A 23,088-nucleotide genomic window follows, 5' to 3' on the forward strand; every position below is an offset into this window, starting at 1 on the left:
GGCGATTTCGCCCGGTACTCAACCCCCAACGCTCAAGAGACGTGTGTTTTTTAGAAGCGGAAGTGGCTGAAGGCGCGATTGGCTTCTGCCATGCGGTGCACTTCGTCGCGCTTCTTCATGGCACCGCCACGGCCTTCCGTGGCTTCCATCAGTTCGTTGGCCAGACGCAGGGCCATCGACTTCTCACCGCGCTTGCGGGCAGCTTCCTTGATCCAGCGCATCGACAGGGCGAGGCGACGGACAGGGCGGACTTCGACCGGCACCTGGTAGTTCGCACCACCGACGCGGCGCGACTTCACTTCGACCATCGGCTTCACGTTGTTGATGGCAACGGTGAACGCTTCGAGGGGGTCCTTGTCCGGGTTCTTCTTCTCGATGAAGTCGAGGGCACCGTAGATGATGCGCTCGGCAACAGCCTTCTTGCCGCCTTCCATGATCACGTTCATGAATTTGGACAGCTCGACATTGCCGTACTTGGGATCCGGCAGGATTTCACGTTTGGGGACTTCGCGACGACGTGGCATTTTTCTAACCTCTTTGCTTCAGTTGGCATCGTTTCCGATACCGCGAGAGCCAGTCAGGACTCTCACTTACTCGACCCGACATTGGGTCACTTCGTTCGACAAGCCCGCCAAGGCCATCGAACACCGCTTGTTTTCTGACAGGAAGGCTTAAGCCTTCTTGGGACGCTTCGCGCCGTACTTGGAACGCGACTGCTTGCGGTCTTTCACGCCTTGCAGGTCCAGCGAACCGCGCACGATGTGGTAACGCACACCGGGCAAGTCCTTGACACGACCGCCGCGAACCAGCACGACGCTGTGTTCTTGCAGGTTGTGGCCTTCGCCGCCGATGTAGGAGATGACTTCGAAGCCATTGGTCAGACGGACCTTGGCGACTTTACGAAGCGCCGAGTTGGGCTTCTTGGGCGTCGTGGTGTAGACGCGGGTGCAGACACCGCGACGTTGCGGCGAGTTCTGCATGGCAGGGCTCTTCGAATTGATCTTTTCGACCGTTCGACCCTGACGCACCAGTTGATTGATGGTTGGCATGAATGAATTAGTCCCAAAACAACCCGACTTTGGTAGTGAAACCGCCCTTGGTCGTGACTCAAGGAAGCCGGGAATAACGAAAACGTGAAACCCTTCGGAAAATTCCGAAAAGCCCACGAGTATAGCAGGCAGGTCTGAAATGGCAATGTCAGGCGCCTGGAGCGCCCGCCACCACCTGTTTCAAGGCCCTTGTTTCCCGCCTCTTACTTGATCCAGAGACGCACGGCGTCCCAGGCGCGGCCGAAGACGCCGGCCTGCTCGACCGGCTCCAGGGCGACCAGCGGCACGTCGGCCAGGGGCTGGTCGTCCAGCGTGACCTTGAGCGAGCCGACAGCCTGGTACTTGGTGAACGGCGCGACCAGCGGATCGGGGCGCGACACCTGCGTCTTGATCTTGCTGGCGGAACCGGTCGGCACGGCGACCACGATGGCCTCGGGGCGGCCCAGCTTCAGCACATTGGCCTTGCCCTTCCAGACGGCGGGCGTGGCGGCCGGCTGGCCGGCGTCGAACAGGCGCACGGCGTCGTAGGCCGTGTAACCCCAGTTCAGCAACTTCTGCGACTCGTTGGCGCGCACGGCTTCGCTGCTGGCACCCAGCACGATCGACAGCAGGCGGCGGCCGCCGGTCAGGTTCGGGAAGTCGCGCTTGGCGGTGGCGATCATGCAGTAGCCGGCGGCGTCGGTGTGGCCGGTCTTCAGGCCGTCGACCGTCGGGTCGCGGAACAGCAGCAGGTTGCGGTTGGTGTCGTTGGTGGACGGGGTGCCCGGGTAGCGGTACTTCTTGATGGCGTAGTACTTGGCTTCCTCGGGGAAGTCGCGCACCAGGCGCGTGGCCAGGATGCTCAGGTCGCGCGCCGTGGTCGTGTGGCCGGGCGCCGTGAGGCCTTCGGGGTTCTTGTAGGTGGTGTTCTTCATGCCCAGCACCTTGGCCTGGGCGTTCATCATCTCGACGAAGTGCTCCACCGTGCCGCCCACGCCTTCGGCCAACGCGACCGTGGCGTCGTTGCCCGACTGCACGATCACGCCCTTGATCAGGTCTTCCACCGGCACCTGCATCTTGGGGTCGATGAACATGCGCGAACCGGGCATCTTCCAGGCGCGCGGGCTCACCGGCAGGGTCTGGGTCAGCGTGATCTTCTTGGCGCGCAGCGCATCGAACGCGACGTACGCGGTCATCAGCTTGGTGAGCGAGGCCGGCTCGACGGGGCTGTCGATGTCCTTCTGCGCCAAGATCTGGTTCGCGGTCACGTCCAGCAGCAGGTAGCTGCGCGCAGCGATTTCAGGCGGGGCCGGCATCTGGGCGGCGGCGATCACGCCAACCGAGGCAGCAGCGGTCAGCACCAGTGCGCGAAGCGCAGTGAAAAAACGATTCATGGAGAGTGTGGGAAGAGGCGAAAACAAGCCTGAAAGGCTTTCATTCGGTGCCCGCGCGCAGATGGCGGGCGACCAAGCTTTTGAGCAGCGGCAATTGTCCGTGAAAGAAATGGCCGCCCCCGGGAATAACCGTGACAGGGAGTGACTGGGGACGCGCCCAGTCCATCACGGCGGCGAGAGGCACGGTGTCGTCGGCTTCGCCATGGACCACCAGCGCGCGCTCGTGCGCTTCGGCCGGCAGCGTGGCCACCGAGAAGCGCGAGGCGGCCGTGCCCACCAGCACCAGCTGCCGCACGTCGCGTGCGGCCCAGAGCTTCTCGGCCGCGCAGCTGGCCACGAAGGCACCGAAGGAAAAGCCGGCAATGGCCAATTGGCCTTCGGGCGCGAGCTGGCCGACGACATGCAGCATGTCCTCGAGCTCGCCGCGCCCTTCATCGTGAGCGCCTTCGCTGGCGCCGACGCCGCGGAAGTTGAAGCGCACGGCCGTCCAGCCGCAGGACACGAAGGCGCGGGCCAGGGTCTGCACGACCTTGTTGTCCATCGTGCCGCCGAACAGCGGGTGCGGATGGGCGATCACTGCGATGCCGCGCGCGTCGCCCGCTGGCAAATCGCGCTGCACCTCGATCACGCCCGCGGCGCCCTGGAGGCTGATTTTTTCGGTCTGGGAGTTCATGGCGCTGGGGTTGGCTGGGCCGGCGATGCCGGCAACGTGCACGGTACGAGCACGGGGTCCGCGGGAAAGTTCAGCGGCCGACGTCGGGCGGCAGCAGCAGCCGCTCGACGACCTGGCCGTTCTTCAGGTGCGACTCGACGATCTCGTCGATGTCCTCGGCGTCCACGAAGGTGTACCAGACCGCCTCCGGATAGACCACCGCGACGGGCCCACCCGCGCAGCGGTCGAGGCAGCCGGCCTTGTTGACACGCACCTTGCCGGGCCCGGCGAGCCCCTGCTCCTTCACCTTGGCCTTGCAGCGATCGAAGCCTTCCTGCGCGTTGTGCAGGGCGCAGGAGTCTTCGCCATTCTTGCGTTCATTCAGGCAGAAGAAGATGTGGCGGCCGTAGTAGCCGGACGGCGCGGCGGGAGTGGTGCTGGGCATCGACCGATTTTATGAGCGTGCGTGCTCAGGCCGAGGGCGGCGCCTCGACAGCGCGGCCACCACGTACACCAGCACCGCGAAGGGCCAGCCCCAGCCCAGCCACTGGGCCAGGCCGTGGAAGCGGATGAAGCGGCCCTGCTCCCAGGTGGCCAGGGTCTGTGCAAAGTAGGCGCTCTCGGGCGCCTGGTTCAGCAGGCTCAGCTGGAGCACGAGCCCCATGAGCAGCAGCGCGCCGCACAGCCGGCGCGGCGCAAAGAGCAGCAGCACGCCCGCGAACACCGCCGCGGCCAGCCCGACCTGCACCGGCAGATCGAGCCAGGCCCACGCATGCTCGGGGCCATAGCTCATGGCCGCCGACAGCGCCGAGGCCGCGACGCCCGCGAGCAGGATGAGCGGCAGCAGCACCGCGCGCTGCACCACGTTGCGTGCCACCAGATAGCCCAGCAGGCACGGCACCAGCGCGCCGAGCATCACGCACAGCAGCTCCACGGCCGGCACCAACGGTTCCAGCTCGAACTGGCGCACCGGCAGCCAGTCGATGAAGGGCGTGTCGAGCAGCCACTCGGAAATCGTCGTCTCCAGCCGTTCGAACACCTGGCCGAGGCCGAAGGTGACGGCGGCAGGGAACAGCAGCGCAAAGGGCCAGAGCGCGAGCAGCACGAGACCGCCGCGCGCGTCCTCGACGAACCATTGCGAGCGCACGCGGCTCCAGTGGGCGATCGCACCGAGCCGCTCCAGCGCCGCGGCCAGCACCGCGCCGAGCACCGTGCCGGCGGTGTTCAGCCCCAGGTCGACATTGGAAGGAATGCGCGCCGGCAGATAGCTCTGCAGCGTCTCCATGGCAAAGGCAATCGCCGCGCCCGCCACCGTGGCGCGCAACAGCGCACGCCACACACTGTGACTGCTGCCCGTGCGCAGCACGCTCAGCGCACACAGAAAACCGAAGGGCACGTAGCCCGCCACATTCACCCCGAAGTCGAAACCCGTCCAGTACTTGGGCCAGGGCGCCGACAGGTAGGCCCAGGGCGCGATCCCCTGGTCACGCCAGTCGGCGAAGGGGTACAGGCTGGCATAGACGATCAGCGCCGCATAGGCCAGCGCCAGGGGGAGCGCGGCAGACTTGTGCGGCATGTCTACCGTCGACACGGGCTCAGAAGGGCTTCACCACCACCAGGATCACGATGCCCAGCAGCAGCAGCACGGGCAACTCGTTGAACCAGCGGTACCAGCGGTCGCTGCGACGGTTGCCGCCCGCCGCAAAACGGCGCAGCAGCACGCCGCAGCCATGGTGGTAGCCGATGGCCACCAGCACCAGGGCGAGCTTGGCGTGCATCCAGCCGTTGCCGGGGCCGCGCCCGATGCCGTAGCCCAGCCAGAGCCAGGCGCCGAACACCAGCGCCGGCACCGCCAGGAAGGTCGTGAACCGCAGCAGCTTGCGCGCCATCAGCAGCAGGCGCTCACGCTCCGCGACCGACTCGGGGGGCACCATCGCCAGATTGACGAAGATCCGCGGCAGATAGAACAGCCCGGCAAACCAGCTGGCAATGAAAACAATGTGAAGAGATTTGACCCAGAGCATGGCGGCAGTTTAGTGGTGGCTGCACACTGACCCCTCTTCGGGGCCCTTTACCAAGGTTTCGGGCAAAAAAAAGCCCGACGTCTTCACGTCGGGCTGGGAAGCCCTTTTGCTGTCACACATCAAGGCACCCGCTCAGGGAGGAAAAGCGGGGAGCGGCAAGCCGCCCGCTTCAGAATTTAACAAAGACGAAACAAGGTTTCAAGCGATTGAGGCAGTTTCTTTGACTTTTACAACAAAAATCTAGAACTTAAGTTCTATTAATTCCCGTAGTTGTCAGACAACTTGCCTCCAGCAGCGCTGGGCTGCGATTTCGCGCTTCAGGCACAATTTTAGATATATGACGTCACCATTTTCCCCGCTCGCGATGTTCCCCGCCGGCCGCCCGCGACGGCTGCGCCGCGATGCCTTCACCCGCAACCTCGTGCGCGAGCATGCGCTGACGACGAACGACCTGATCTACCCGGTGTTCGTGCAGGAAGGCGAGAAGCGCCGCGACGCCGTGCCCTCGATGCCCGGCGTGGACCGCCTGAGCCTGGACCTGCTGCTGCCCGTGGCCGAGCAGTGCGTGCAGGCCGGCATTCCGGTGATGGCGCTGTTCCCGGTGATCGACGCCAGCCTCAAGACACCCGCGGGCGACGAGGCCTTCAACCCCGACGGACTGATTCCCCGCGTGGTGGCCGCGCTCAAGGCGCGCTTCCCTGAACTGGGCGTGATGACCGACGTGGCGCTCGACCCCTACACCAGCCACGGCCAGGACGGCCTGCTCGACGACACCGGCTACATCCTCAACGACGCGACCGTTGAAGTGCTTGTGAAGCAGGCACTCACACAATCGCAAGCTGGCGTCGATATTGTGGCACCGAGCGACATGATGGACGGCCGCATCGGCGCGATCCGCACCGCGCTCGAAGCCCGCGGCGACATCCACACGCGCATCATGGCCTACAGCGCCAAGTACGCCAGCGCCTTCTACGGCCCCTTCCGCGACGCCGTCGGCTCGTCCGCCACGCTCGGCAAGAGCAACAAGAAGGTCTACCAGATGGACCCCGGCAACAGCGACGAGGCCCTGCGCGAGGTCGCCATCGACATCGCCGAAGGCGCCGACATGGTCATGGTGAAGCCCGGCATGCCCTACCTGGACATCGTGCGTCGCGTGAAGGACGAGTTCCGCGTGCCGACCTTCGCCTACCAGGTGAGCGGCGAGTACGCCATGCTGAAGGCCGCGGCCCAGAACGGCTGGCTCGACCACGACGCCGTGGTGCTCGAAAGCCTGCTGGCCTTCAAGCGCGCCGGCGCCGACGGCGTGCTGACCTACTTCGCGCTTGACGCCGCCCGGTTGCTACAAAAATAATAGCTACTGCGGCATGCCTGCCGCACCTCCACGGCACTTCTGGCGTGGAAGAAGAACCACCGGGGGCGAGTGTCCATGCGCATCTTCGAAATCAGCCGCTCGCAGGTCAGCGAGCACGCCTCGCTGGCGCCGCTGGCCGTGCCGGGCGCCTGCGCCGCCGCCAGCTACCTCTGGATTTCGCTGACGCGCGACGAATTCCGCGCCGCCCAGCCCGAGGTGCAGCAGATCCTGCAGACGCTGTGCCAGACCCAGCTGGTCGACCTGCACGTGGCCGACCTGCTCAACGACCAGCTGCCCTCGCACTACGACTACACCTCGCTGTACGACGTGCTGGTGTTCCGCCGCCTGGCCACGGGCAACGGCCAGGACAGCGCTGAACCCTCACCCTCACTGCCGCAACGCCCGTCGCGCGGCGGCCCGCCGGTGCTGCGCCGCATCGACACCCGCCCGGTCGGCTTCGCGGTGTTCGACCGCGTGCTGCTCTCGGTGCACCCCGAGGACGGCACGGTGCGCGACGCCTTCGCCGCCCGGCTGCTGGCGGCCGCCTCGTCCGACGACCGCGGCACGCCGGCGCTCGACGTGCGTGCCACCTCGGCCCGCCTGCCGGCGAGCCCCGCCGACCTGATGCTGCGCATCGTCAACCTGATCGTCGACGGCTACCTCGACATGCGGCGCGAGCTCACGAAGCAGCTCGACCACTGGCAGACCGAGCTCATCGACCCGCGCAGCCGCTTCACCAACTGGAGCGCACTGATGGAGGCGCGCCAGTCGCTGCACCGGCTGGACGAGATCTGCGAAGACCAGCGCGCCGCCATGCAGGACTGGATCGATTCGCTCGAAACCCTGCCCATGCCGCAGGGCGAGACCGCGCAGCGCGAGCGCGACCTGATCATGGTGCGCAGCCGCGACGTGCTGGAGCACATCCAGCGCGTGGTGCACCACGTGCACCGGCTCGAGCAGAACGCCGAGACGGCCGTGCAGATGCACTTCAGCGTCCAGGGCCACCGGGCCAACGACATCATGCGGGTGCTGACCGTGCTCACCGCCATCTTCCTGCCGCTGAACCTCATCGCCGGCATCTTCGGCATGAACTTCGAGTTCATCCCGCTGGTGCACAAGGCGGACGGCTTCTGGATCGCGATGTCGGCGATGCTGGTCATCGCAGTGCTGCTGGTCCTGATCTTCTGGCGCAAGCGCTACCTCGCCCGCACGCGCTGAACGCCCTCCACGCTCCCAAGCGCCCATGAAAAAAGCCACGCAGATGCGTGGCTTTTTGATGTCAGCTCGGGCCGCCCCGGAAGGCGGCTGGCTTCGCGGCCAATTACTTGGCGACGGCGCCCGAACCTTGCTGGGCTTGAACGCGTGCGTCCATCGGGTTCACCATGGTCGAGATGACCTTGCTGTTGACGCGCGAACCCGAGGTCACGTTCTGGTCGGGAGCGTAGGCCGTGCGGATGGCTTCGGCTTCGACGATCGAACGGTCCTTCGACACGGCCACGGTTTCCGCGCCGCGCGAACCGCGCACGACGTTCTGGTTCGGGGCTGCGGCGGTGCGCTGGGCTTCGGCGTTGACTTCGTCGCGGCTCTTGGACGAGATCACTTGGGTCACGCCTTGGTACGTCTCGGCTTGGGCGCCGGTGGCGGCCAGGAGGGTCAGGGCGGCGGCTGCGAAAATGTGCGAGGTCTTCATGTCTGTTCCTTGTGTTCGGCTAGATGGGATGTCCACCAGGCTTGCACGTTGGCTCGCCTGTGCGGCGAGTGTCAGCCGGAATTCCTTCGGGAAAACACTCGGTTCAGAGACACGGTGTTTCCTGTAGCGAAACAATCAGTCAACAAAGTCGTGCACGCAAAAAAACCGGGCACAAGGCGTCTGACTGCTTCCGGCTTACACCAGAACCCCGCGCCGGTCCTATCCGGCAAAACCCCCGAGAATCGGCACACCGCGCTCCCTCGCGAAAAACAACGGGTTTCACTGACATGGACAGTCTCGATCTGATCAAAACCTTCCGGGAAGTCGCCTCGCACGGCAGCTTCTCCCAGGCCGCCAAGCGGCTCGACATGTCGAAGGCCACGGTCAGCAAGTACGTCGCCGAACTCGAGACCCGCTTCGGCGTGCGCCTGCTCAACCGCTCCACGCGTTCCGTCAGCCTCACCGACGCCGGCCAGCTGCTGCTCGAACGCAGCACGCCGATGCTCGAGATGGTCGAGCTCACCCAGGCCGAACTGCAGGAGCGCGCCAGCCAGCCCGGTGGCCGGCTGCGCATCTCGGCGCCGCACGGCATGGGCAACGGCGAGTTTCCCGACCTGCTGGCCGACTTCATGCGCCACTACCCCGACGTGAGCATCAGCCTGCAGCTGACCAACCGCACCGTCGACCTCGCCGAGGAAGGCATCGACGTCGACATCCGCAGCGGCCCGGTGGAAGACGCCAACCTCATCGTGCGCAAGCTGCGGCTCATCCACATGGTGGTCTGCGCCTCGCCGGTCTACTGGAAGAAGCACGGCAAGCCCGCGCACCCGCAGGAACTCGCCCATCACGAGGCGCTGACCCATTCGCTGCTGGGCACGCAGCCCGCGTGGCGCTTCGATGACAACGGCCTGCCGCTGGACGTGCAAGTCAAGAGCCGCATGGACTGCACCGAAGGCGCGCCGCTGATCCGCGTCGCGATGCGCGGCTTCGGCGTGATCTACCTGCCCTCGCTGCTCGTGCAGTCGCACATCGACAGCGGCGAGCTGGTGCCGGTGCTCGAAGGCTATGCGCGCAAGGACATGTGGCTGTCGGCCGCCTACCTGCAACGGCGCCACAACAGCGCGGCGCTGCGCGCGCTGCTCGACTTCCTGCAGACGCGGGTCGGCGCCAAGAAATAGAAATGAAAAAGCCCGGCACTGCCGGGCTTTTTTCTTGGGACGTGCCGGATCAGCCGACGTGCTTGGCAAAGAAGGCCAGCACGCGTTCACGCGCCGGCTTCGCCGCCTCGGCGTTGTACGAGCCGCGCTGGTCGCAGTTGAAGCCGTGGTCGGCTTCGTAGACATGCACTTCCACCTCGGGGTGCGCCTTCTTGAAGGCCTCGATGGTGTCCAGCGGAATCCAGTGGTCGCGGTTGCCGAACTGCGCGAGCACCGGCACCTTCGGCTGGCGTGCGCTTTCTTCCGGCGTCGTCATGCCGCCACCGTAATAAGGTGCGGCAGCGGCCAGGCCCGGCAGCAGGGCCGCTGCGCGCCAGACCAGCAGGCCGCCCCAGCAGTAACCGACGATGCCGACCTTGCCCGCCTTCGAGGCGTAGGCGATCGCGGCTTCGAGGTCCTGCAGCACGCCGGGAGCGGGCAGCGCCTCGACCGCGGTCTTGTAGCCGAAGCCTGTCTTCATGTCGTCGTCGCTGTAGCCCAGCTCGACGCCGGGCTTGACGCGGTGGAAGGTCGACGGCGCCACGGCCAGGTAGCCGTCGGCCGCATAGCCGTCAGCCACCGAGCGGATGTGCGAGTTCACGCCGAAGATTTCCGGCACCACCACCACGGCGCCGCGCGGCGTGCCCGCGGGCTCGGCCACGTAGGCGGGAAAGGTGAAGCCATCCTTGGCGGTGAGGTCGATGAATTGGCCCATGGGGTTCTCCTGAAACGATGGAATGAAAAAGAAAAAGCGGGTCGGCTTGCGCCGTTACGCGCGCAGCGCCCGCTCGACGAAATCGAGCCGGTCCTGGCCCCAGAAGATCTCGCCGTCGATCACGTAGCTCGGCGCGCCGAACACCTGGATGTCGATCGCTTCCTGCGTGTAAGCCTCGTAACGCTCCTGCACCGCCTGGCTCTGCGATTGCTCGGCGCGCTTGGCCGGCAGGCCGCATTCCGCGACCAGGGCTTCGAGCAGGTTCGGGTCGCCGATGTTCCGCTCCTGCACCCACACGGCCGCGAACACCGCGGCGCTGATGCGCATCGCGGCCTCGGTGCCGTCGTGCATGTCGACCGCGATGATCAGCCGCGCCGCATCGTCGCCGGCCACCGGAAAGAACTTCGGCTTCGGGTTCAACGGCAGGCCCAGGTGCTTCGAGAAGCGCGCCAGCTCGAGCAGCCGGTAGGCCTGGCGCTGCGGTGCGCGCTTGCCCAGCGGCAGGCCGCCCGACACCGGGAACACGCTGCCCATGTCGATGGGCCGCACGCGCACGGTGGCACCGGCGGCCGCGGCGATGGCGGCAAAGCGGGTATGCCCCAGATAGGTCCACGGGCTCTGTGGCGCAAAGTAATAGTCGATGGTCTTGTGCATTCAGTAACCTCCGTGCTGCGCACTGCGGTGCGAGCTGGCTTGGGGCGGCGCGGTGCTCATGCTCGTGCTCATGCGCCAGCCCTCGGTGATGTAATCCAGGCCGTCGGTTTTAACTGACGCACAGTTTCTCTGCAGGAGGTGGGATTTGGACCAGGTGCTCTTGATCACCGGCGGTGGGCGCGGCATTGGTGCCGCCACGGCCTTGCTCGCCGCGAAGCGCGGCTACGCCGTGGCCGTGAACTACGCCAGCAACTCGCTGGCCGCCGACGAGGTGGTGCGCACCATCCGCGCGGGCGGCGGCACCGCCATGGCGGTGCAGGCCGACGTGGGCGACGAGGCCCAGGTGCTCGCGATGTTCGCGAAGGTCGACGCCAAGCTCGGGCGCCTCACCGCGCTCGTGAACAACGCCGGCGTGGTCGACGTGCAGGCGCGCGTCGACGAGATGAGCGTGGCGCGGCTGGAGCGCATGTTCCGCATCAACGTGATCGGCAGCTTCGTCTGCGCGCGCGAGGCGGTGAAGCGCATGAGCACGAAGCACGGCGGCGAAGGCGGCGCCATCGTCAACATCTCCAGCGGCGCCGCGCGCATCGGCTCGCCCGGCCAGTACGTCGACTACGCGGCCAGCAAGGCAGCCATCGACACCTTCACCATCGGCCTGGCCAAGGAAGTGGCCGACGAAGGCATCCGCGTGAACGCGGTGCGCCCCGGCGTGATCGACACCGACATCCACGCCTCCGGCGGCCAGCCTGGCCGCGCCGCCGAGATGGGCCCAGGCGTGCCGATGAAGCGCAGCGGCACCGCCGAAGAAATTGCCGGTGCCGTCCTGTGGCTGCTCTCGCCCGAGGCCAGCTACACGACCATGGCCCTGCTCGACGTGACCGGAGGACGCTGAGCCATGAGCACTTCCATGGACCTCATCAAGCCGCTGGTCACGCTGGTGGCCATCGTCAACCCGCTGGCCATCGTGCCCTTCTTCATCCACTACACGCAGGACTACTCCGACGCCCAGCGCAAGCGCACGGTGCGCATGTCGGCGTTCAGCGCCTTCGTGGTCATTGCCGTGAGCGCGCTCATCGGGCTGCAGCTGCTGTCCTTCTTCGGCATCTCGATCGCGAGCTTCCAGGTCGGCGGCGGCCTGCTGCTGCTCATGAGCTCGATCTCGATGCTCAACGCGCAACCGGCCGAGAGCAAGACCAACGTCGACGAGCTGCGCGCGGTGGAAGTGAAGGCGTCGATGGGCGCCTCCATCGCGGTGGTGCCGCTCACCATTCCGCTGCTCACCGGCCCGGCCGCGATCTCCACCGTGGTGATCTACGCCGACAAGACACAGCACCTGTGGGAGCTGGGGCTGCTGGTCGGCTATGGCGTGGTCGTAGCGCTGGCGACCGCGCTGGCCTTTTCGCTCGCGCAGCCGATCGCGCGGGTGCTCGGCAAGACCGGCATCAACATCATGACGCGGCTGATGGGCCTGATCCTCGCGGCGCTCGCGGTCGAGGTGATGGCCGACGGACTCGGCAAGCTGTTCCCGATCCTGTCGAAAGTCGCCTGAACAAGTTCAGGCCAGCATCTTCTCGATGACCTTCCAGTGCGCCGGCTCCACCGGCGTGATCGACAGCCGGTTGCCCTTGCGCAGGATGACCAGGTCGGCCAGCTCGGGCCTGGCACGCAACTCGGGCAGCGACAGCAGCCGCGTCTTGCGCAGCGCCTGCACGTCGACCAGCAACCAGCGCGGATCGTCCGGCTTCGCGCCGGCGTCGTAGTACGGCGACTTCGGGTCGAACTGCGTCGGATCGGGTTGGATGCCCGAGGCCACGCGCGCGATGCCGGCGATGCCGGGCTCGGGGCAGCTCGAGTGATAGAACAGCACGCCGTCGCCGACCTTCATGCCGTCGCGCATGAAGTTGCGCGCCTGGTAGTTGCGCACGCCGGTCCACGCCACGGTGGCGTCGGGCGCGGCGAGGGCATCGTCGATCGAGACCTCGTCGGGCTCGGATTTCATCAACCAGTACTGGGGCATGGCGGCAGTCTCGCGAAGGGGATTTCGCGGAATATAGCCGCTCGCCCCGGCACGGTACCGGGGCGGCGCTGGCTTACGGCGTCACGTAGTCAGAGACGACGACCCACTTGCCGTCCTTGATCTGCGACAGCCGCGACTGGTCGTTGCCCAGGCGCTTGGTGGCGGTGTAGGTGCTCTTCGGGCTGCCGAACATGTCGGGCTCGAAGGTGATGCTGTCCATCGCCTTGATGAAGCTGTCGGTCGTCAGGTTCGGGCCGGCCTTGGTGGCGGCCTTGATGAACGAGTCGATGATCACGTAGCCGTACACCGAGAACACGGTCGGGTCTTCGTTGAACTTGGTCTTGTACTTGTTGGCCCAGAAGCGCAGCGGCTGCGACTGCTCGTCGGTGTAGGGGTTCTGCACCGTCATGGTGGCGTAGACGCCGTCCATGGCCTTGCCGCCCAGCTTGTGGATCAGGTCGGTGTAGGCGGCGCTCGAACCCAGGAAGGTCGGGTTGAAGCCGGTCTTGCGCGACTCGCCCACCGTGCCGATGGTCTCGCGGATGATGGTGCCGAGCACCACGAGGTCGCAGTTGGCGGCCTTCATCTTCGCGACCTGCGAGCTGAAGTCGGTGGCGCCGCGCTTGAACGAGGTCTTCTCGGCCAGCTCCATGCCCGCGGCCTTCAGGCCAGCCTCGGCGCCGCGCTGCACTTCGAGGCCGAACTCGTCGTCCTGGTAGATCGTGCAGACCTTCTTGGCACCCTTGTCCTTGATCATCTTGGGCAGCGCCAGGCGGATCTGGTCGTAGTAGGTGGCCGCGAACGAATACTTCAGCCGGTTCAGCGGCTCGTACATTTCGCGCGCCGCCGTGATGGGCATGTAGTTGACGACGTTCTTGTCGAACTGCACCGGCATCGCCGCCATGTTCTGTGCCGTGCCGATGTGGCCGGCCATGATGAAGATCTTTTCCTGGTTGACCAGCTTCTGCGCCGCCAGCACCGCCTTCTTCGGGTCGTAGCCCGAGTCTTCGACGAAGAGCTTGAGCTTGCGGCCGTTGAGCGTGCCCTGCTCGTTGAGCTCGTCCACGCGCAGCTGCATGCCGTTGCGCGCCTGCTTGCCGAAGCCCGCCAGCGGACCCGACAGGTCCTGGATCGTGCCGATGCGGATCTCGTCCTTGCTCACGCCCTGCTGCTGCGCGGACGCCAGCGTCGCGATCAGGACCCCCACGGCCAGCGTCGTCAATGTCTTGAGCTTCGTCATAGCGTTGTCTCCTCGGGTTGGCAAAAAAGAGGTCAGCGGTACATGGCGTCGATGCGCTGCGCGTACTTGGTCTGCACCAGCTTGCGCTTGAGCTTCATCGTCGGCGTGAGCTCCTCGTCCTCGGCACTCAGTTGCGTCTCGAGCAGGAAGAACTTCTTGATCTGCTCGACGCGCGCGAACTTGGCGTTGACGCGATCGATCTCGCCCTGGATCAGGTCCTGCACTTCCTGCGTGCGTGTCAGGCTCTCGTAGTTGCTGAACGGCACGTCGTGGTCCTGCGCGAATTTCTCGACGTTCTCCTGGTCGATCATGACGATCACCGTGAGGTAGGGCCTCTTGTCGCCGATCACCACGGCATCGGTGATGTAGAGGCTGAACTTGAGCTCGTTCTCCAGCTCGCTCGGGGTCACGTTCTTGCCGCCTGCCGTGATGATGATGTCTTTCATCCGGTCGGTGATGCGGAAATACCCGTCCTCGTCCATCACGCCCACGTCGCCCGTGTGCAGCCAGCCGTCGGCGTCGATGGTCTCGGCGGTCTTCTCCGGCAGATTCAAATAGCCCATGAAGACATTGGGGCCGCGCACCAGGATCTCGCTGGTGGCCGGATCGATGCGCACCTCGTTGTAGCCCGTGGCCGGGCCGATGGAGCCGGGCTTGATGCGGGTGACGGGCACGGCGGTGGAGGCGCCGCACGACTCCGTCATGCCCCACACCTCGAGCATGGGCACGCCCAGCGCGAGGTACCACTTGACCAGCTCGGGCGAAATGGGCGCCGCGCCGGTCACGAGAAAGCGCGCGCGGTGGATGCCGATGAGCTTGCGCGCGTTGTCCAGCGCCAGCAGCCGCGCCAGCCGGAACTTCAGGCGCAGCCCCGTGCCGATCTCCTGCCCCGCGAGCACCCTGTTGGCGATGGTCTCGCCCACGCCGATGCTCCAGTGGTAGGCCGCCTGCTGCAGCGGGCTGGCCTCCTTCAGCGCGATCATCACGCCCGAGTAGAACTTCTCCCACACACGCGGCACGCCCGTGAACACCGTGGGCGCAATCTCGCGCACGTTCTCGGGCACCGTCTCGGGGTTCTCGACGAAGTTGAGGATCGAGCCGGTGTACATCGCGAAGTACTCGCCGCCCATGCGCTCGGCGATGTGGCACAGCGGCAGGAAGCACATGCGCTCGTCCTTCTCGTCCTGCGCGATGAGCGTGTTGTAGCCGCGCGCGGTGTACACCAGCCCCGCGTGGCTGTGCATGGCGCCCTTGGGCTTGCCGGTGGTGCCCGAGGTGTAGACCAGAATCGCCAGGTCTTCGGGCCGGCAGGCCGCCACGCTGCGCTCCACCGCCTGCGGGTCGCCCGCCAGGTGCGTGCGGCCGAGGGCGCGCAGCGCATCGAGGCTCATCACGCCCGGATCGTCGAGCTCGCGCAGGCCTTCCATGTCGAACACGACCACGCGGCGCAGGCCGGGCAGGCGGGCGCGCACCTCGAGCGCCTTGTCGAGCTGCTCGTCGTCTTCCACGAAGAGCACCGTGGTGCGCGAGTCTTCGCACAGGTACTGCACCTGCGAGGCGGCGTCGGTCGGGTAGATGCCGTTGGACACACCGCCGCAGCTGAGCACGGCCAGGTCGGCCAGCACCCATTCGATGACGGTGTTCGAAAGAATGGACGCGCACTCGCCGCGCGTGAAGCCGATGGCCTGCAGCCCGGCCGCGATCTCGCGCACGGCCTCGGCCGTCTGGCGCCAGCTCCAGCTGCGCCAGATGCCCAGCTCCTTCTGCCGCATCCAGATGTTGTCGCCGCGCTGGCGCACGGCGTTCCAGAACATGGCCGAGAGCGTGTCGCCGGGCACGAGGATGTCGTGGCCGGGTTCGATGGTTCGCAGATCCCAGAGTCCTTGCATGGCGACGGCTACCTCCAGGTCTTCTTCTTTTTCCAGCGCCGCTCGCCGCGCACGCCGTCGTCCTTGACACCCAGGTAGAACTCCTTGATGTCGTCCTTCTCGCGCAGGCGCTCGCACGAGTCTTCCATGACGATGCGGCCGTTCTCCAGCACGTAGCCGTGGTCGGCCGCGTTGAGCGCCATGTTTGCGTTCTGCTCCACCAGCAGGATGGTGGTGCCGCGCTCGCGGTTGATGCGCACCACGATCTCGAAGATCTCCTTGGTGAGCTTGGGGCTCAGGCCCAGGCTGGGTTCGTCCAGAAGAATGAGGTGCGGCGCCGCCATGATGGCGCGCGAGATCGCCAGCATCTGCTGCTGGCCGCCCGAGAGCAGGCCGGCGTCCTGCGTGGCGCGCTCGCGCAGGATCGGGAAGTAAGTAAAGACGGTCTCGATGTCCCGCGCCACGCCGTCGCGGTCCTTGCGCGTGTAGGCGCCCATCAGCAGGTTGTCCTTCACCGACAGCAGCGGGAACACCTCGCGCCCTTCGGGCACGTGGCTCAGCCCCTGCTGCACGATGAAGGCCGGGTCTTTCGCCGTGATGTCCTGCCCCTGGAACTCGATGCTGCCCTTGCGCGGATCGATGATCCCCGAGATGGTCTTGAGGATCGTCGTCTTGCCCGCGCCGTTGGAGCCGAGCACCGTCGCGATCTCGCCCTTGCGCACCTTCAGGCTCACGCCGCGGATGGCCTTGATCGGGCCATAGGCGCTCTCGACGTTGAGCAGTTGAAGCACGACGTCGCTCATGCCACTGCTCCCTGATTCAAGGCGGAACATCCAGAGCCATCACGCCACGACGAAGCCCGGTGTGCGGTGCGGCGTGGGCGCCCCCTCTGTGCCGCCGAGGAGCGCAGCGTTTCGCGGATCAGGGCTCGCAGCTGTTTGAGCGAAGCGAGTTCTGCGAGACCCCGCGAAACGCGAGCACCGCAGGGGAGCCGCGAAGCGGCCGGCACAGTGGGGGCGACCGCGCCGTACCGCGCACCGGGCGTCTCCAAAGGGGTAACGAAGAAGCAAGTCACGCCACTACCCTCCGCAAACTGCTCACGTCATCCACAGTCCCAAGGTAAGCCTCGATGACCCGCGAATCCGCCTGCACCTCGCGCGGCGACCCGGTAGCCAGCACCTCGCCCTGGTTCATGGCAAGCACGCGATCCGACACCTTGGAAACCAGCGACATGTCGTGCTCGACCATCAGCACTGACACCCCCAGCTCATGCTGGATGTCCTGAATCCAGAACGCCATGTCTGCCGTCTCCTCGACATTGAGCCCCGAAGAAGGCTCGTCGAGCAGCAGCAGCTTCGGCTCGGTGCACAGCGCGCGCGCCAGCTCCACCACCTTGCGCACGCCATAAGGCAGCCCCGCCACCATCGAGTCGCGGTAGTGCTGCAGGTCGAGCAGGTCGATCACCTGCTCCGCCTTCTCGCGCGCCGCGATCTCGGCGCGGCGCGTGGCCGGCGTGAAGAACACCTCGCTCCAGAACCCCGTCTGCCGGTGCGTGTGACGCCCGATCAGCAGGTTGTGCAGCACCGTCGCATGCTCGAACAGCTCGATGTTCTGGAAGGTGCGCGCAATGCCCAGCGCGGCAATCGCATGCGGCGCCTGCTGCGTGAGCGCGATCGCCCCGCCCGCCTCGCCATGCCAGGTGATCTCGCCCGTGGTCGGCGTGTAGATGCGGCTGATCAGGTTGAACACCGTCGTCTTGCCCGCGCCATTCGGGCCGATGAGCGTGAACACCTCGCCGCGCCGCACATCGAAGCTCACCTTGTTGACCGCCAGCACGCCGCCGAAGCGCACGCTCAGGTCTTTCGCGGAAAGAAGGACGTCGTTGCTCATCTCAGCCGATCCGATTTGGTGAACGACTTCTGCCGCTTGAACAGCCCCTTGCGGTAGAACGGGAAGAGCTGCAGCCAGGTGCGGATCTTGAGCCAGCGCCCGTACAGCCCCAGCGGCTCGAACAGCACGAAGGCGATCAGCACCAGCCCGTACACCAGCCCCTGCAGGCCGGGCGCCTGCCCGACCACCGCTGGCAGCCAGTCCTTGCCCATCGAGATCAGCTGCGGCATCGCGATCAGGAAGATCGCACCGAGGAACGCGCCGTGCACCGAGCCCAGCCCGCCGATCACCACCATCAGCAGCAGGTCGATCGACTGCAGGATGTTGAACTGGTCCGGCGAGATGAAGCTCAGTTTGTGCGCGTACAGCGCGCCGCCCAGACCCGCGAGCGCGGCCGAAATCGCGAACGACATCGTCTTGTAGCGCGCCAGGTGGATGCCCATGCTCTGCGCCGAAATCTCCGAATCGCGGATGGCGACGAAGGCACGCCCCGTCGGCGAGCGCAGCAGGTTCAGGATGCCCAGCGTGGACACCACCGCGACCACCAGGCACAGAAAGTAGAAGCCCTCGCCCGAGCCCAGTGACCAGCCGAACAGCTGCGGCGACTTCACATGCAGGCCCGCGTTGCCGCCCGTCACGCTTTCCCAACGCGCGAACACCTCCTCGACGATGAAGCCGAACGACAGCGTCGCGATGCCCAGGTAGATGCCCTTCACGCGCAGCGCCGGCATCGCCACCACCACGCCCACCGCCGCCGACAGCGCGGCCGATGCGAGCAGCGCGAGCGGGAACGGCACGCCCATGTTCGTCAGCACGCCCTGCGTGTACGCGCCAGTTCCCAGGAACGCCGCGTGCCCGATGGAGAACTGCCCCGTGAAGCCCGCCAGCAGCATCAGCCCCAGGCCGACGATGCCGTAGATCAGCACGAAGGTCAGCTGCGCGAGCCAGTACTCGTCGATGACCCACGGTGCGACGAGCAGGAAGGCCACGAGCAGGCTGTACCAGAGCACGTGGCCGCCGTGCCGCGCGAGGCGGATGTCCTGGTCGTAGCTGGTCTTGAAGATGAAGCGCATATGAGACTTACACCTTCTTGCGCAGCTTCTCGCCGAACAGGCCGTTCGGCTTGATCATGAGCATCAGCAGCACCACGATGTACGGCGCCGTGTCCTTGAAACCGTCGGGCAGGTAGAAGCCCGCGAACGACTCGACGATGCCGATCACCAGCCCGCCGACGATCGCACCCGGCAGGCTGCCGAAGCCCCCCACCACCGCGGCAGGAAAGGCCTTGAGCCCGATGAAGCCCATGTTGGCGTGCACGAAGGTGATGGGCGCCAGCAGCATGCCGGCGATGGCGGCCACCGCAGCAGCAAGCCCCCACACCAGCCCGTTGAGCCGCTTCACCGGAATGCCCATGTAGTAGGCCGCGAGCTGGTTCTGCGACGAGGCCTGCATCGCGATGCCCAGCTTGCTGTAGCGGAACATCGCGTACAGCAGGCCGCACAGGATCGCGGTGGCGACGATGATCACGAACTGCTCGAGGTTCACCACCAGCTCGCCCAGCTTCCAGATCTGGTCCTTGTAGGGCACGGCCAGCGTGTGGGTGTCGGTGCCGATGCCCGGCACCATGGTGATCAGGCCGCGCGCCACGTAGGCGATGCCGATGGTCAGCATCACGATCGAGAACTGCGGCTGCCCGAGGATCGGGCGGATCACCACCAGCTCGAGCAGCACGCCGAAGGCCGCCATGGCCACCACGGCCAGGAGCGCCGCGAGCCAGAACGGCATGCCGAACAGCGACATGCCCGCGAAGGCACCGAACGCGCCGAGCATCATCAGGTCGCCCTGCGCGAAGCTCACCGTTTCGGTGGCCTTGTAGATCAGCACGAAGCCCAGCGCGATGAGGCCGTAGATGCACCCTTGCGCGATGCCCGAGAGCAGGAGTTGGAGGATCTGCATGCGATGCCGTCCCGCCCGCCGTTACTGCCGGAACCCGCCGGCCGCGTCATGCAGCGCGAGGCGGCGCGAGCCCGCCACGATGTCGCTGGGCTTGAGCCCGTAGACCTGGCGGATCGAATGGCTGAAGTGCGTGGAGTCGGGGTAGCCGGTGTCCAGCGCGATGTCGGTCAGCGTGCCGCTCTGGTGCACGTAGCGCAGCAGGCTGCGCGCACGCTTCCAGGCCCGGAAGCCACGAAAGGCCATGCCGGTCTCCTGCTTGAACAGGTGCAAAAAGCGCGAGAACGACAGGTGCACCGAGGCCGCGCAGTCTTCCGCCGAGGCGGGCGCGGCCGGGTCGGCCACGAGCATGTCGACCACCTTGCGGATGCGCGCGTCGAGCGGGCGCGGCACGAGCGGGCCGTCGAAGAACAGCGCGTCGAAATCGAAGCCGTCGAAGTCGATGCCGCGCGCCGAAGCCGCCAGCAGGTGGGCATGGACCTCGCGCATGCGCTGCACGAAGGCCGGCGCGTCGACCGGGCCGCAGTGCTGCAAGAAGGCCGGCATGCGCGCGGGGTCGACCGACTCCGATTCGATCAGCAGGTTGAAGATCAGCGGGCAAGCGCTCTCGACCTGGTGCGGCACGTGCGGCGGCACCACGATGAACTCGCCGCTTTGCCAGGCCCCGCCGCCGATGCGGATGCGGTTGGGCGGCGCACCGGCGGGCGACACGTACACGCCGTGCCCGCCCATGGCGCGCTCGGCCGCGGCGCCGAGCAGCCCGGCGTAGAAGACGCGCTGCGGCGTGAGCCACATGAGGCGTTCGCCCTGCCGTGCATCGCCGCCCGAAGGCGTCGACGTCCTGGTTCGCTGCATGGTGTCTGTCTCCTGCATCGGTCGACGACGTCCGACCGGGGGGTGGCGTCGTGTTCGCTGGATCGTAGCGGCGGGGGCCTTGCGCGCGGCATCCATTTGCGCGGGGACTTTCCCTAGGCCGGCGCGAACGCGCGGCGCAGTTCCGCCGCGCACAACGCGACGGCGGTGTGGGCCTCGTCGAGCACCTTCCCCATGGTGATGAAGCCATGGATCTGGCGCTCGAAGCACACGTAGTTCGCGCGGTTGCCGGCGGCCGTGAGCGCCTCGGCGTAGGCCGCGCCTTCGTCGCGCAGCGGGTCGTAGCCGGCGGTGAGCACGAGCGCCGGCGGCAGGCCCGACAGGTTGGTGTGCAGCAGCGGCGAGGCGCGCCAGTCGAGGTCGTGCTTCGCGTCGGTGATGTAGTGGTCGTGGAAGTAGGTCATCGTGTCGCGCGTGAGCAGGTAGCCCTGCCCGTTCGCCTGGTGCGACGGATGGCCGCGGCGCATGTCGGTGGCCGGGTAAATCAGCAGCTGGAACACGATCGGCAGGTCGCCCGCATCGCGCGCGGCGATCGACGCCACGGCCGCGAGGTTGCCGCCCGCGCTGTCGCCGCCCACCGCGAGGCGGCTCGCGTCGAGCCCCAGCGCGGCGGCTTCGCGGCGCACCCAGCGCGTGGCGGCGAGCACATCGTCCACGGCGGTGGGAAAGCGGTGCTCGGGGCCCATGCGGTAGTCGACCGCGACCACCGCGCAGCCCGCGCCGTTGGCCAGCTCGCGGCACAGCACGTCGTGCGTGTCGAGGTCGCCGATGACCCAGCCGCCGCCGTGGTAGTACACGAGCACGGGCAGCGGGCCCGGGCCTGCGCCGAGCGGCTTGTACAGCCGCACCGCAATGGTGCCGTGCGGCCCGTCGGCGGCGAGGTCGCGCACCTCGGCGACCTCGGCCGGCAGCGGCTGCGTGGCGGTGCGGCGCTCGCGGTAGTAGGCCCGCGCGTCGGCGGGCGACAGGGTGTGGGTCGGCGGAATGCCGCGCGCTTCGATGAAATCCAGCAAGGCGCGCGCCTGGGGATGCAGCATGGTGTCTCCGGTGAATCGAACGGAGCGCTCAGTGTGGAGGGCGGGGCGCCTGCGGGCTATCCGCATGCACCCGCACCCGACCGGCGTCCTGGCGACAAGACCCGCACCATGCCCGCACCGCTGCGGGGTCGCTTGCGAAAACTGGCTACCGGGGCCCGGCTCGCGGGTTCACCCGGAGAACTCGAACGCTCAGGCCGTGCGCGGCTTCACGCGCGAAGCGGCTTCCTTGGCGAGCTGGCGGGCCGTGTCGGTGTCGGCCGCATGCACCAGCGCCACGCCCATGCGGCGCTTGACGAAGCTCTCGGGCTTGCCGAACAGGCGGATGTCGCTGCCCGGCACCTGCAGCGCCTCGGCCACGCCGTCGAAGGCGATGCCGGTGGCGTCGACGCCGCCGTAGATCACGGCGCTGGCGCCCGGGCTCTTGAGCGAGGTGTCGACCGGCAGGCCGAGGATGGCGCGCGCGTGCAGCTCGAACTCGTTCTGCCACTGCGTGGCCATGGTGACCATGCCGGTGTCGTGCGGGCGCGGGCTGACCTCGCTGAACCAGACCTCGTCGCCCTTCACGAACAGCTCGACGCCAAACAGGCCCTGGCCACCGAGGTCGGCCGTGACGGCCTGCGCGATCTGCTGGGCCTTCTGCAATGCGGCCGGTGCCATGGGGTGGGGCTGCCAGCTTTCCACGTAGTCGCCGCTGACCTGCACGTGGCCGATCGGGTCGCAGAATTTGGTTTCGACGGCGCCCGCCGCGTCTTTCGCGCGCACGGTCAGCAGCGTGATCTCGTAGTCGAAGTCGATGAAGCCCTCGACGATCACGCGGCCATGGCTCACGCGGCCGCCGGCCATGGCGTAGTCCCAGGCCTTCTGCACATCGGCGGGGCCGTCGATCTTGCTCTGGCCCTTGCCGGAGCTGCTCATCACGGGCTTGACGATGCAGGGATACCCGATGCCGCCGTCGATGGCGGCCTGCAGCTCGGCCAGCGAGTCGCAGAACTTGTAGGGGCTGGTCGGCACGCCCAGCGTCTCGGCCGCCAGGCGGCGGATGCCTTCGCGGTCCATCGTGAGGCGGGCGGCGCGGGCCGTGGGAATGACGCGCACCACGCCCGCGTCTTCCAGCTGCTGCAGCATGGGCGTGGCGATGGCCTCGATCTCGGGCACCACCAGCGTGGGCTTCTCGGCCTCGATCAGCGCCTTGAGCTGCTCGGGGTCGCTCATGGTGATGGTGCGCGCGTGGTGCGCCACCTGCTGGCCGGGGGCGTTCTCGTAGCGGTCGACGGCGATGGTCTCGACGCCCAGGCGCTGCAGGGCGATCAGCACCTCCTTGCCGAGCTCGCCGGAGCCGAGCAGCATCACGCGGGTGGCGGAAGGGGACAGGGGGGTGCCGAGGGTGGTCATGCGAGGGCTCGAAAAAATGGGGTTGAAAACAATCGCAGCACTGTAAGCCACCCCGGGCCGGTGTCGCCCACGGGAACGGCGGCCCCTCCGGGCTGATTCACAATGACCGCCATT

The 23,088-nt window shown here is 66.8% G+C and carries 25 protein-coding genes; 5 read left to right on the forward strand and 20 right to left on the reverse strand.

Features of this window, described 5'->3' with window-relative positions:
- Nucleotides 1-50 precede the first annotated feature (50 nt).
- From rpsG to ACAM52_RS31280, 7 genes are all read right to left on the reverse strand, one after another.
- Complete coding sequence (rpsG, locus tag ACAM52_RS31250) at nt 51-524, reverse strand: 30S ribosomal protein S7 (protein ID WP_007829591.1); 474 nt, start codon at nt 522-524, stop codon at nt 51-53.
- 147 nt (nt 525-671) lie between these two features.
- Entirely contained in the window at nt 672-1,049 is a 378-nt protein-coding gene (gene rpsL, locus ACAM52_RS31255; RefSeq protein WP_013543948.1) for a 30S ribosomal protein S12, read from the reverse strand.
- Between the two features lie 203 nt (nt 1,050-1,252).
- Nucleotides 1,253-2,422, reverse strand: coding sequence for a D-alanyl-D-alanine carboxypeptidase family protein (locus ACAM52_RS31260; protein ID WP_070061890.1), 1,170 nt, complete (start codon nt 2,420-2,422; stop codon nt 1,253-1,255).
- Between the two features lie 40 nt (nt 2,423-2,462).
- The gene (locus ACAM52_RS31265; RefSeq protein ID WP_369645459.1) at nt 2,463-3,095 is read right to left on the reverse strand and encodes an alpha/beta hydrolase; all 633 of its coding nucleotides are present in this window, start codon (nt 3,093-3,095) and stop codon (nt 2,463-2,465) included.
- A 70-nt stretch (nt 3,096-3,165) separates the two neighbouring features.
- Complete coding sequence (locus tag ACAM52_RS31270) at nt 3,166-3,519, reverse strand: ferredoxin (RefSeq protein WP_062478851.1); 354 nt, start codon at nt 3,517-3,519, stop codon at nt 3,166-3,168.
- Between the two features lie 9 nt (nt 3,520-3,528).
- On the reverse strand, nt 3,529-4,650 hold the full coding sequence (locus tag ACAM52_RS31275) for a VanZ family protein (RefSeq protein ID WP_159274731.1): 1,122 nt from the start codon (nt 4,648-4,650) through the stop codon (nt 3,529-3,531).
- 19 nt (nt 4,651-4,669) lie between these two features.
- Complete coding sequence (locus ACAM52_RS31280; protein WP_062478845.1) at nt 4,670-5,098, reverse strand: CopD family protein; 429 nt, start codon at nt 5,096-5,098, stop codon at nt 4,670-4,672.
- Between the two features lie 337 nt (nt 5,099-5,435).
- On the opposite strand from ACAM52_RS31280, the gene hemB reads away from it, so the two are divergent.
- Nucleotides 5,436-6,449: a porphobilinogen synthase gene (hemB, locus tag ACAM52_RS31285; RefSeq protein WP_235944285.1), complete on the forward strand. Its 1,014-nt coding sequence runs from the start codon at nt 5,436-5,438 to the stop codon at nt 6,447-6,449.
- A 75-nt stretch (nt 6,450-6,524) separates the two neighbouring features.
- Nucleotides 6,525-7,667 (forward strand): magnesium transporter CorA family protein, encoded by a 1,143-nt coding sequence (locus ACAM52_RS31290; RefSeq protein WP_369645460.1) that lies wholly within the window; start codon nt 6,525-6,527, stop codon nt 7,665-7,667.
- A gap of 103 nt (nt 7,668-7,770) precedes the next feature.
- On the opposite strand, the gene ACAM52_RS31295 is transcribed toward ACAM52_RS31290, so the two are convergent.
- Nucleotides 7,771-8,139, reverse strand: coding sequence for a hypothetical protein (locus ACAM52_RS31295; RefSeq protein WP_062478764.1), 369 nt, complete (start codon nt 8,137-8,139; stop codon nt 7,771-7,773).
- Nucleotides 8,140-8,426: 287 nt separating this feature from the next.
- On the opposite strand from ACAM52_RS31295, the gene ACAM52_RS31300 reads away from it, so the two are divergent.
- Nucleotides 8,427-9,317, forward strand: a complete 891-nt coding sequence (locus tag ACAM52_RS31300; RefSeq protein ID WP_369645461.1) for a LysR family transcriptional regulator — start codon at nt 8,427-8,429, stop codon at nt 9,315-9,317.
- A gap of 49 nt (nt 9,318-9,366) precedes the next feature.
- On the opposite strand, the gene ACAM52_RS31305 is transcribed toward ACAM52_RS31300, so the two are convergent.
- The gene (locus tag ACAM52_RS31305; RefSeq protein ID WP_070061880.1) at nt 9,367-10,050 is read right to left on the reverse strand and encodes a dienelactone hydrolase family protein; all 684 of its coding nucleotides are present in this window, start codon (nt 10,048-10,050) and stop codon (nt 9,367-9,369) included.
- Nucleotides 10,051-10,104: 54 nt separating this feature from the next.
- Nucleotides 10,105-10,704, reverse strand: a complete 600-nt coding sequence (locus ACAM52_RS31310; protein WP_062478772.1) for a 2-hydroxychromene-2-carboxylate isomerase — start codon at nt 10,702-10,704, stop codon at nt 10,105-10,107.
- A gap of 145 nt (nt 10,705-10,849) precedes the next feature.
- On the opposite strand from ACAM52_RS31310, the gene ACAM52_RS31315 reads away from it, so the two are divergent.
- Nucleotides 10,850-11,596, forward strand: a complete 747-nt coding sequence (locus tag ACAM52_RS31315; RefSeq protein ID WP_307588291.1) for an SDR family oxidoreductase — start codon at nt 10,850-10,852, stop codon at nt 11,594-11,596.
- Nucleotides 11,597-11,599: 3 nt separating this feature from the next.
- The gene (locus ACAM52_RS31320; RefSeq protein WP_056576614.1) at nt 11,600-12,253 is read left to right on the forward strand and encodes a MarC family protein; all 654 of its coding nucleotides are present in this window, start codon (nt 11,600-11,602) and stop codon (nt 12,251-12,253) included.
- Between the two features lie 6 nt (nt 12,254-12,259).
- Here ACAM52_RS31320 and ACAM52_RS31325 read toward each other — a convergent pair whose 3' ends face one another.
- The 10 genes from ACAM52_RS31325 to purT form a co-directional block, all read right to left on the reverse strand.
- A complete protein-coding gene (locus ACAM52_RS31325; protein WP_369645462.1) occupies nt 12,260-12,721 on the reverse strand; it encodes an EVE domain-containing protein in 462 nt (153 codons plus the stop codon).
- A 73-nt stretch (nt 12,722-12,794) separates the two neighbouring features.
- Nucleotides 12,795-13,961: an ABC transporter substrate-binding protein gene (locus tag ACAM52_RS31330; protein ID WP_369645463.1), complete on the reverse strand. Its 1,167-nt coding sequence runs from the start codon at nt 13,959-13,961 to the stop codon at nt 12,795-12,797.
- Between the two features lie 32 nt (nt 13,962-13,993).
- On the reverse strand, nt 13,994-15,850 hold the full coding sequence (locus tag ACAM52_RS31335; protein ID WP_095747053.1) for a long-chain fatty acid--CoA ligase: 1,857 nt from the start codon (nt 15,848-15,850) through the stop codon (nt 13,994-13,996).
- Nucleotides 15,851-15,858: 8 nt separating this feature from the next.
- Entirely contained in the window at nt 15,859-16,632 is a 774-nt protein-coding gene (locus ACAM52_RS31340; RefSeq protein WP_056576626.1) for an ABC transporter ATP-binding protein, read from the reverse strand.
- 268 nt (nt 16,633-16,900) lie between these two features.
- Complete coding sequence (locus tag ACAM52_RS31345; RefSeq protein WP_095747054.1) at nt 16,901-17,719, reverse strand: ABC transporter ATP-binding protein; 819 nt, start codon at nt 17,717-17,719, stop codon at nt 16,901-16,903.
- Complete coding sequence (locus ACAM52_RS31350) at nt 17,716-18,792, reverse strand: branched-chain amino acid ABC transporter permease (protein WP_062478791.1); 1,077 nt, start codon at nt 18,790-18,792, stop codon at nt 17,716-17,718. Before ACAM52_RS31350 ends, ACAM52_RS31345 begins: the two co-directional genes overlap by 4 nt.
- A 7-nt stretch (nt 18,793-18,799) precedes the next feature.
- Nucleotides 18,800-19,675, reverse strand: a complete 876-nt coding sequence (locus ACAM52_RS31355) for a branched-chain amino acid ABC transporter permease (protein WP_070061875.1) — start codon at nt 19,673-19,675, stop codon at nt 18,800-18,802.
- A 21-nt stretch (nt 19,676-19,696) separates the two neighbouring features.
- Nucleotides 19,697-20,527, reverse strand: coding sequence for a helix-turn-helix domain-containing protein (locus tag ACAM52_RS31360; RefSeq protein ID WP_369645464.1), 831 nt, complete (start codon nt 20,525-20,527; stop codon nt 19,697-19,699).
- Nucleotides 20,528-20,640: 113 nt separating this feature from the next.
- Complete coding sequence (locus tag ACAM52_RS31365; RefSeq protein ID WP_369645465.1) at nt 20,641-21,582, reverse strand: alpha/beta hydrolase; 942 nt, start codon at nt 21,580-21,582, stop codon at nt 20,641-20,643.
- 189 nt (nt 21,583-21,771) lie between these two features.
- Nucleotides 21,772-22,974 carry a formate-dependent phosphoribosylglycinamide formyltransferase gene (gene purT, locus ACAM52_RS31370; RefSeq protein ID WP_369645466.1) on the reverse strand — a complete coding sequence of 401 codons (1,203 nt, stop codon included), beginning with the start codon at nt 22,972-22,974 and terminating at the stop codon, nt 21,772-21,774.
- Between the last annotated feature and the right edge of the window lie 114 nt (nt 22,975-23,088).

This window comes from Variovorax sp. V118 (assembly GCF_041154445.1).
GTDB classification, from domain to species: domain Bacteria; phylum Pseudomonadota; class Gammaproteobacteria; order Burkholderiales; family Burkholderiaceae_C; genus Variovorax; species Variovorax boronicumulans.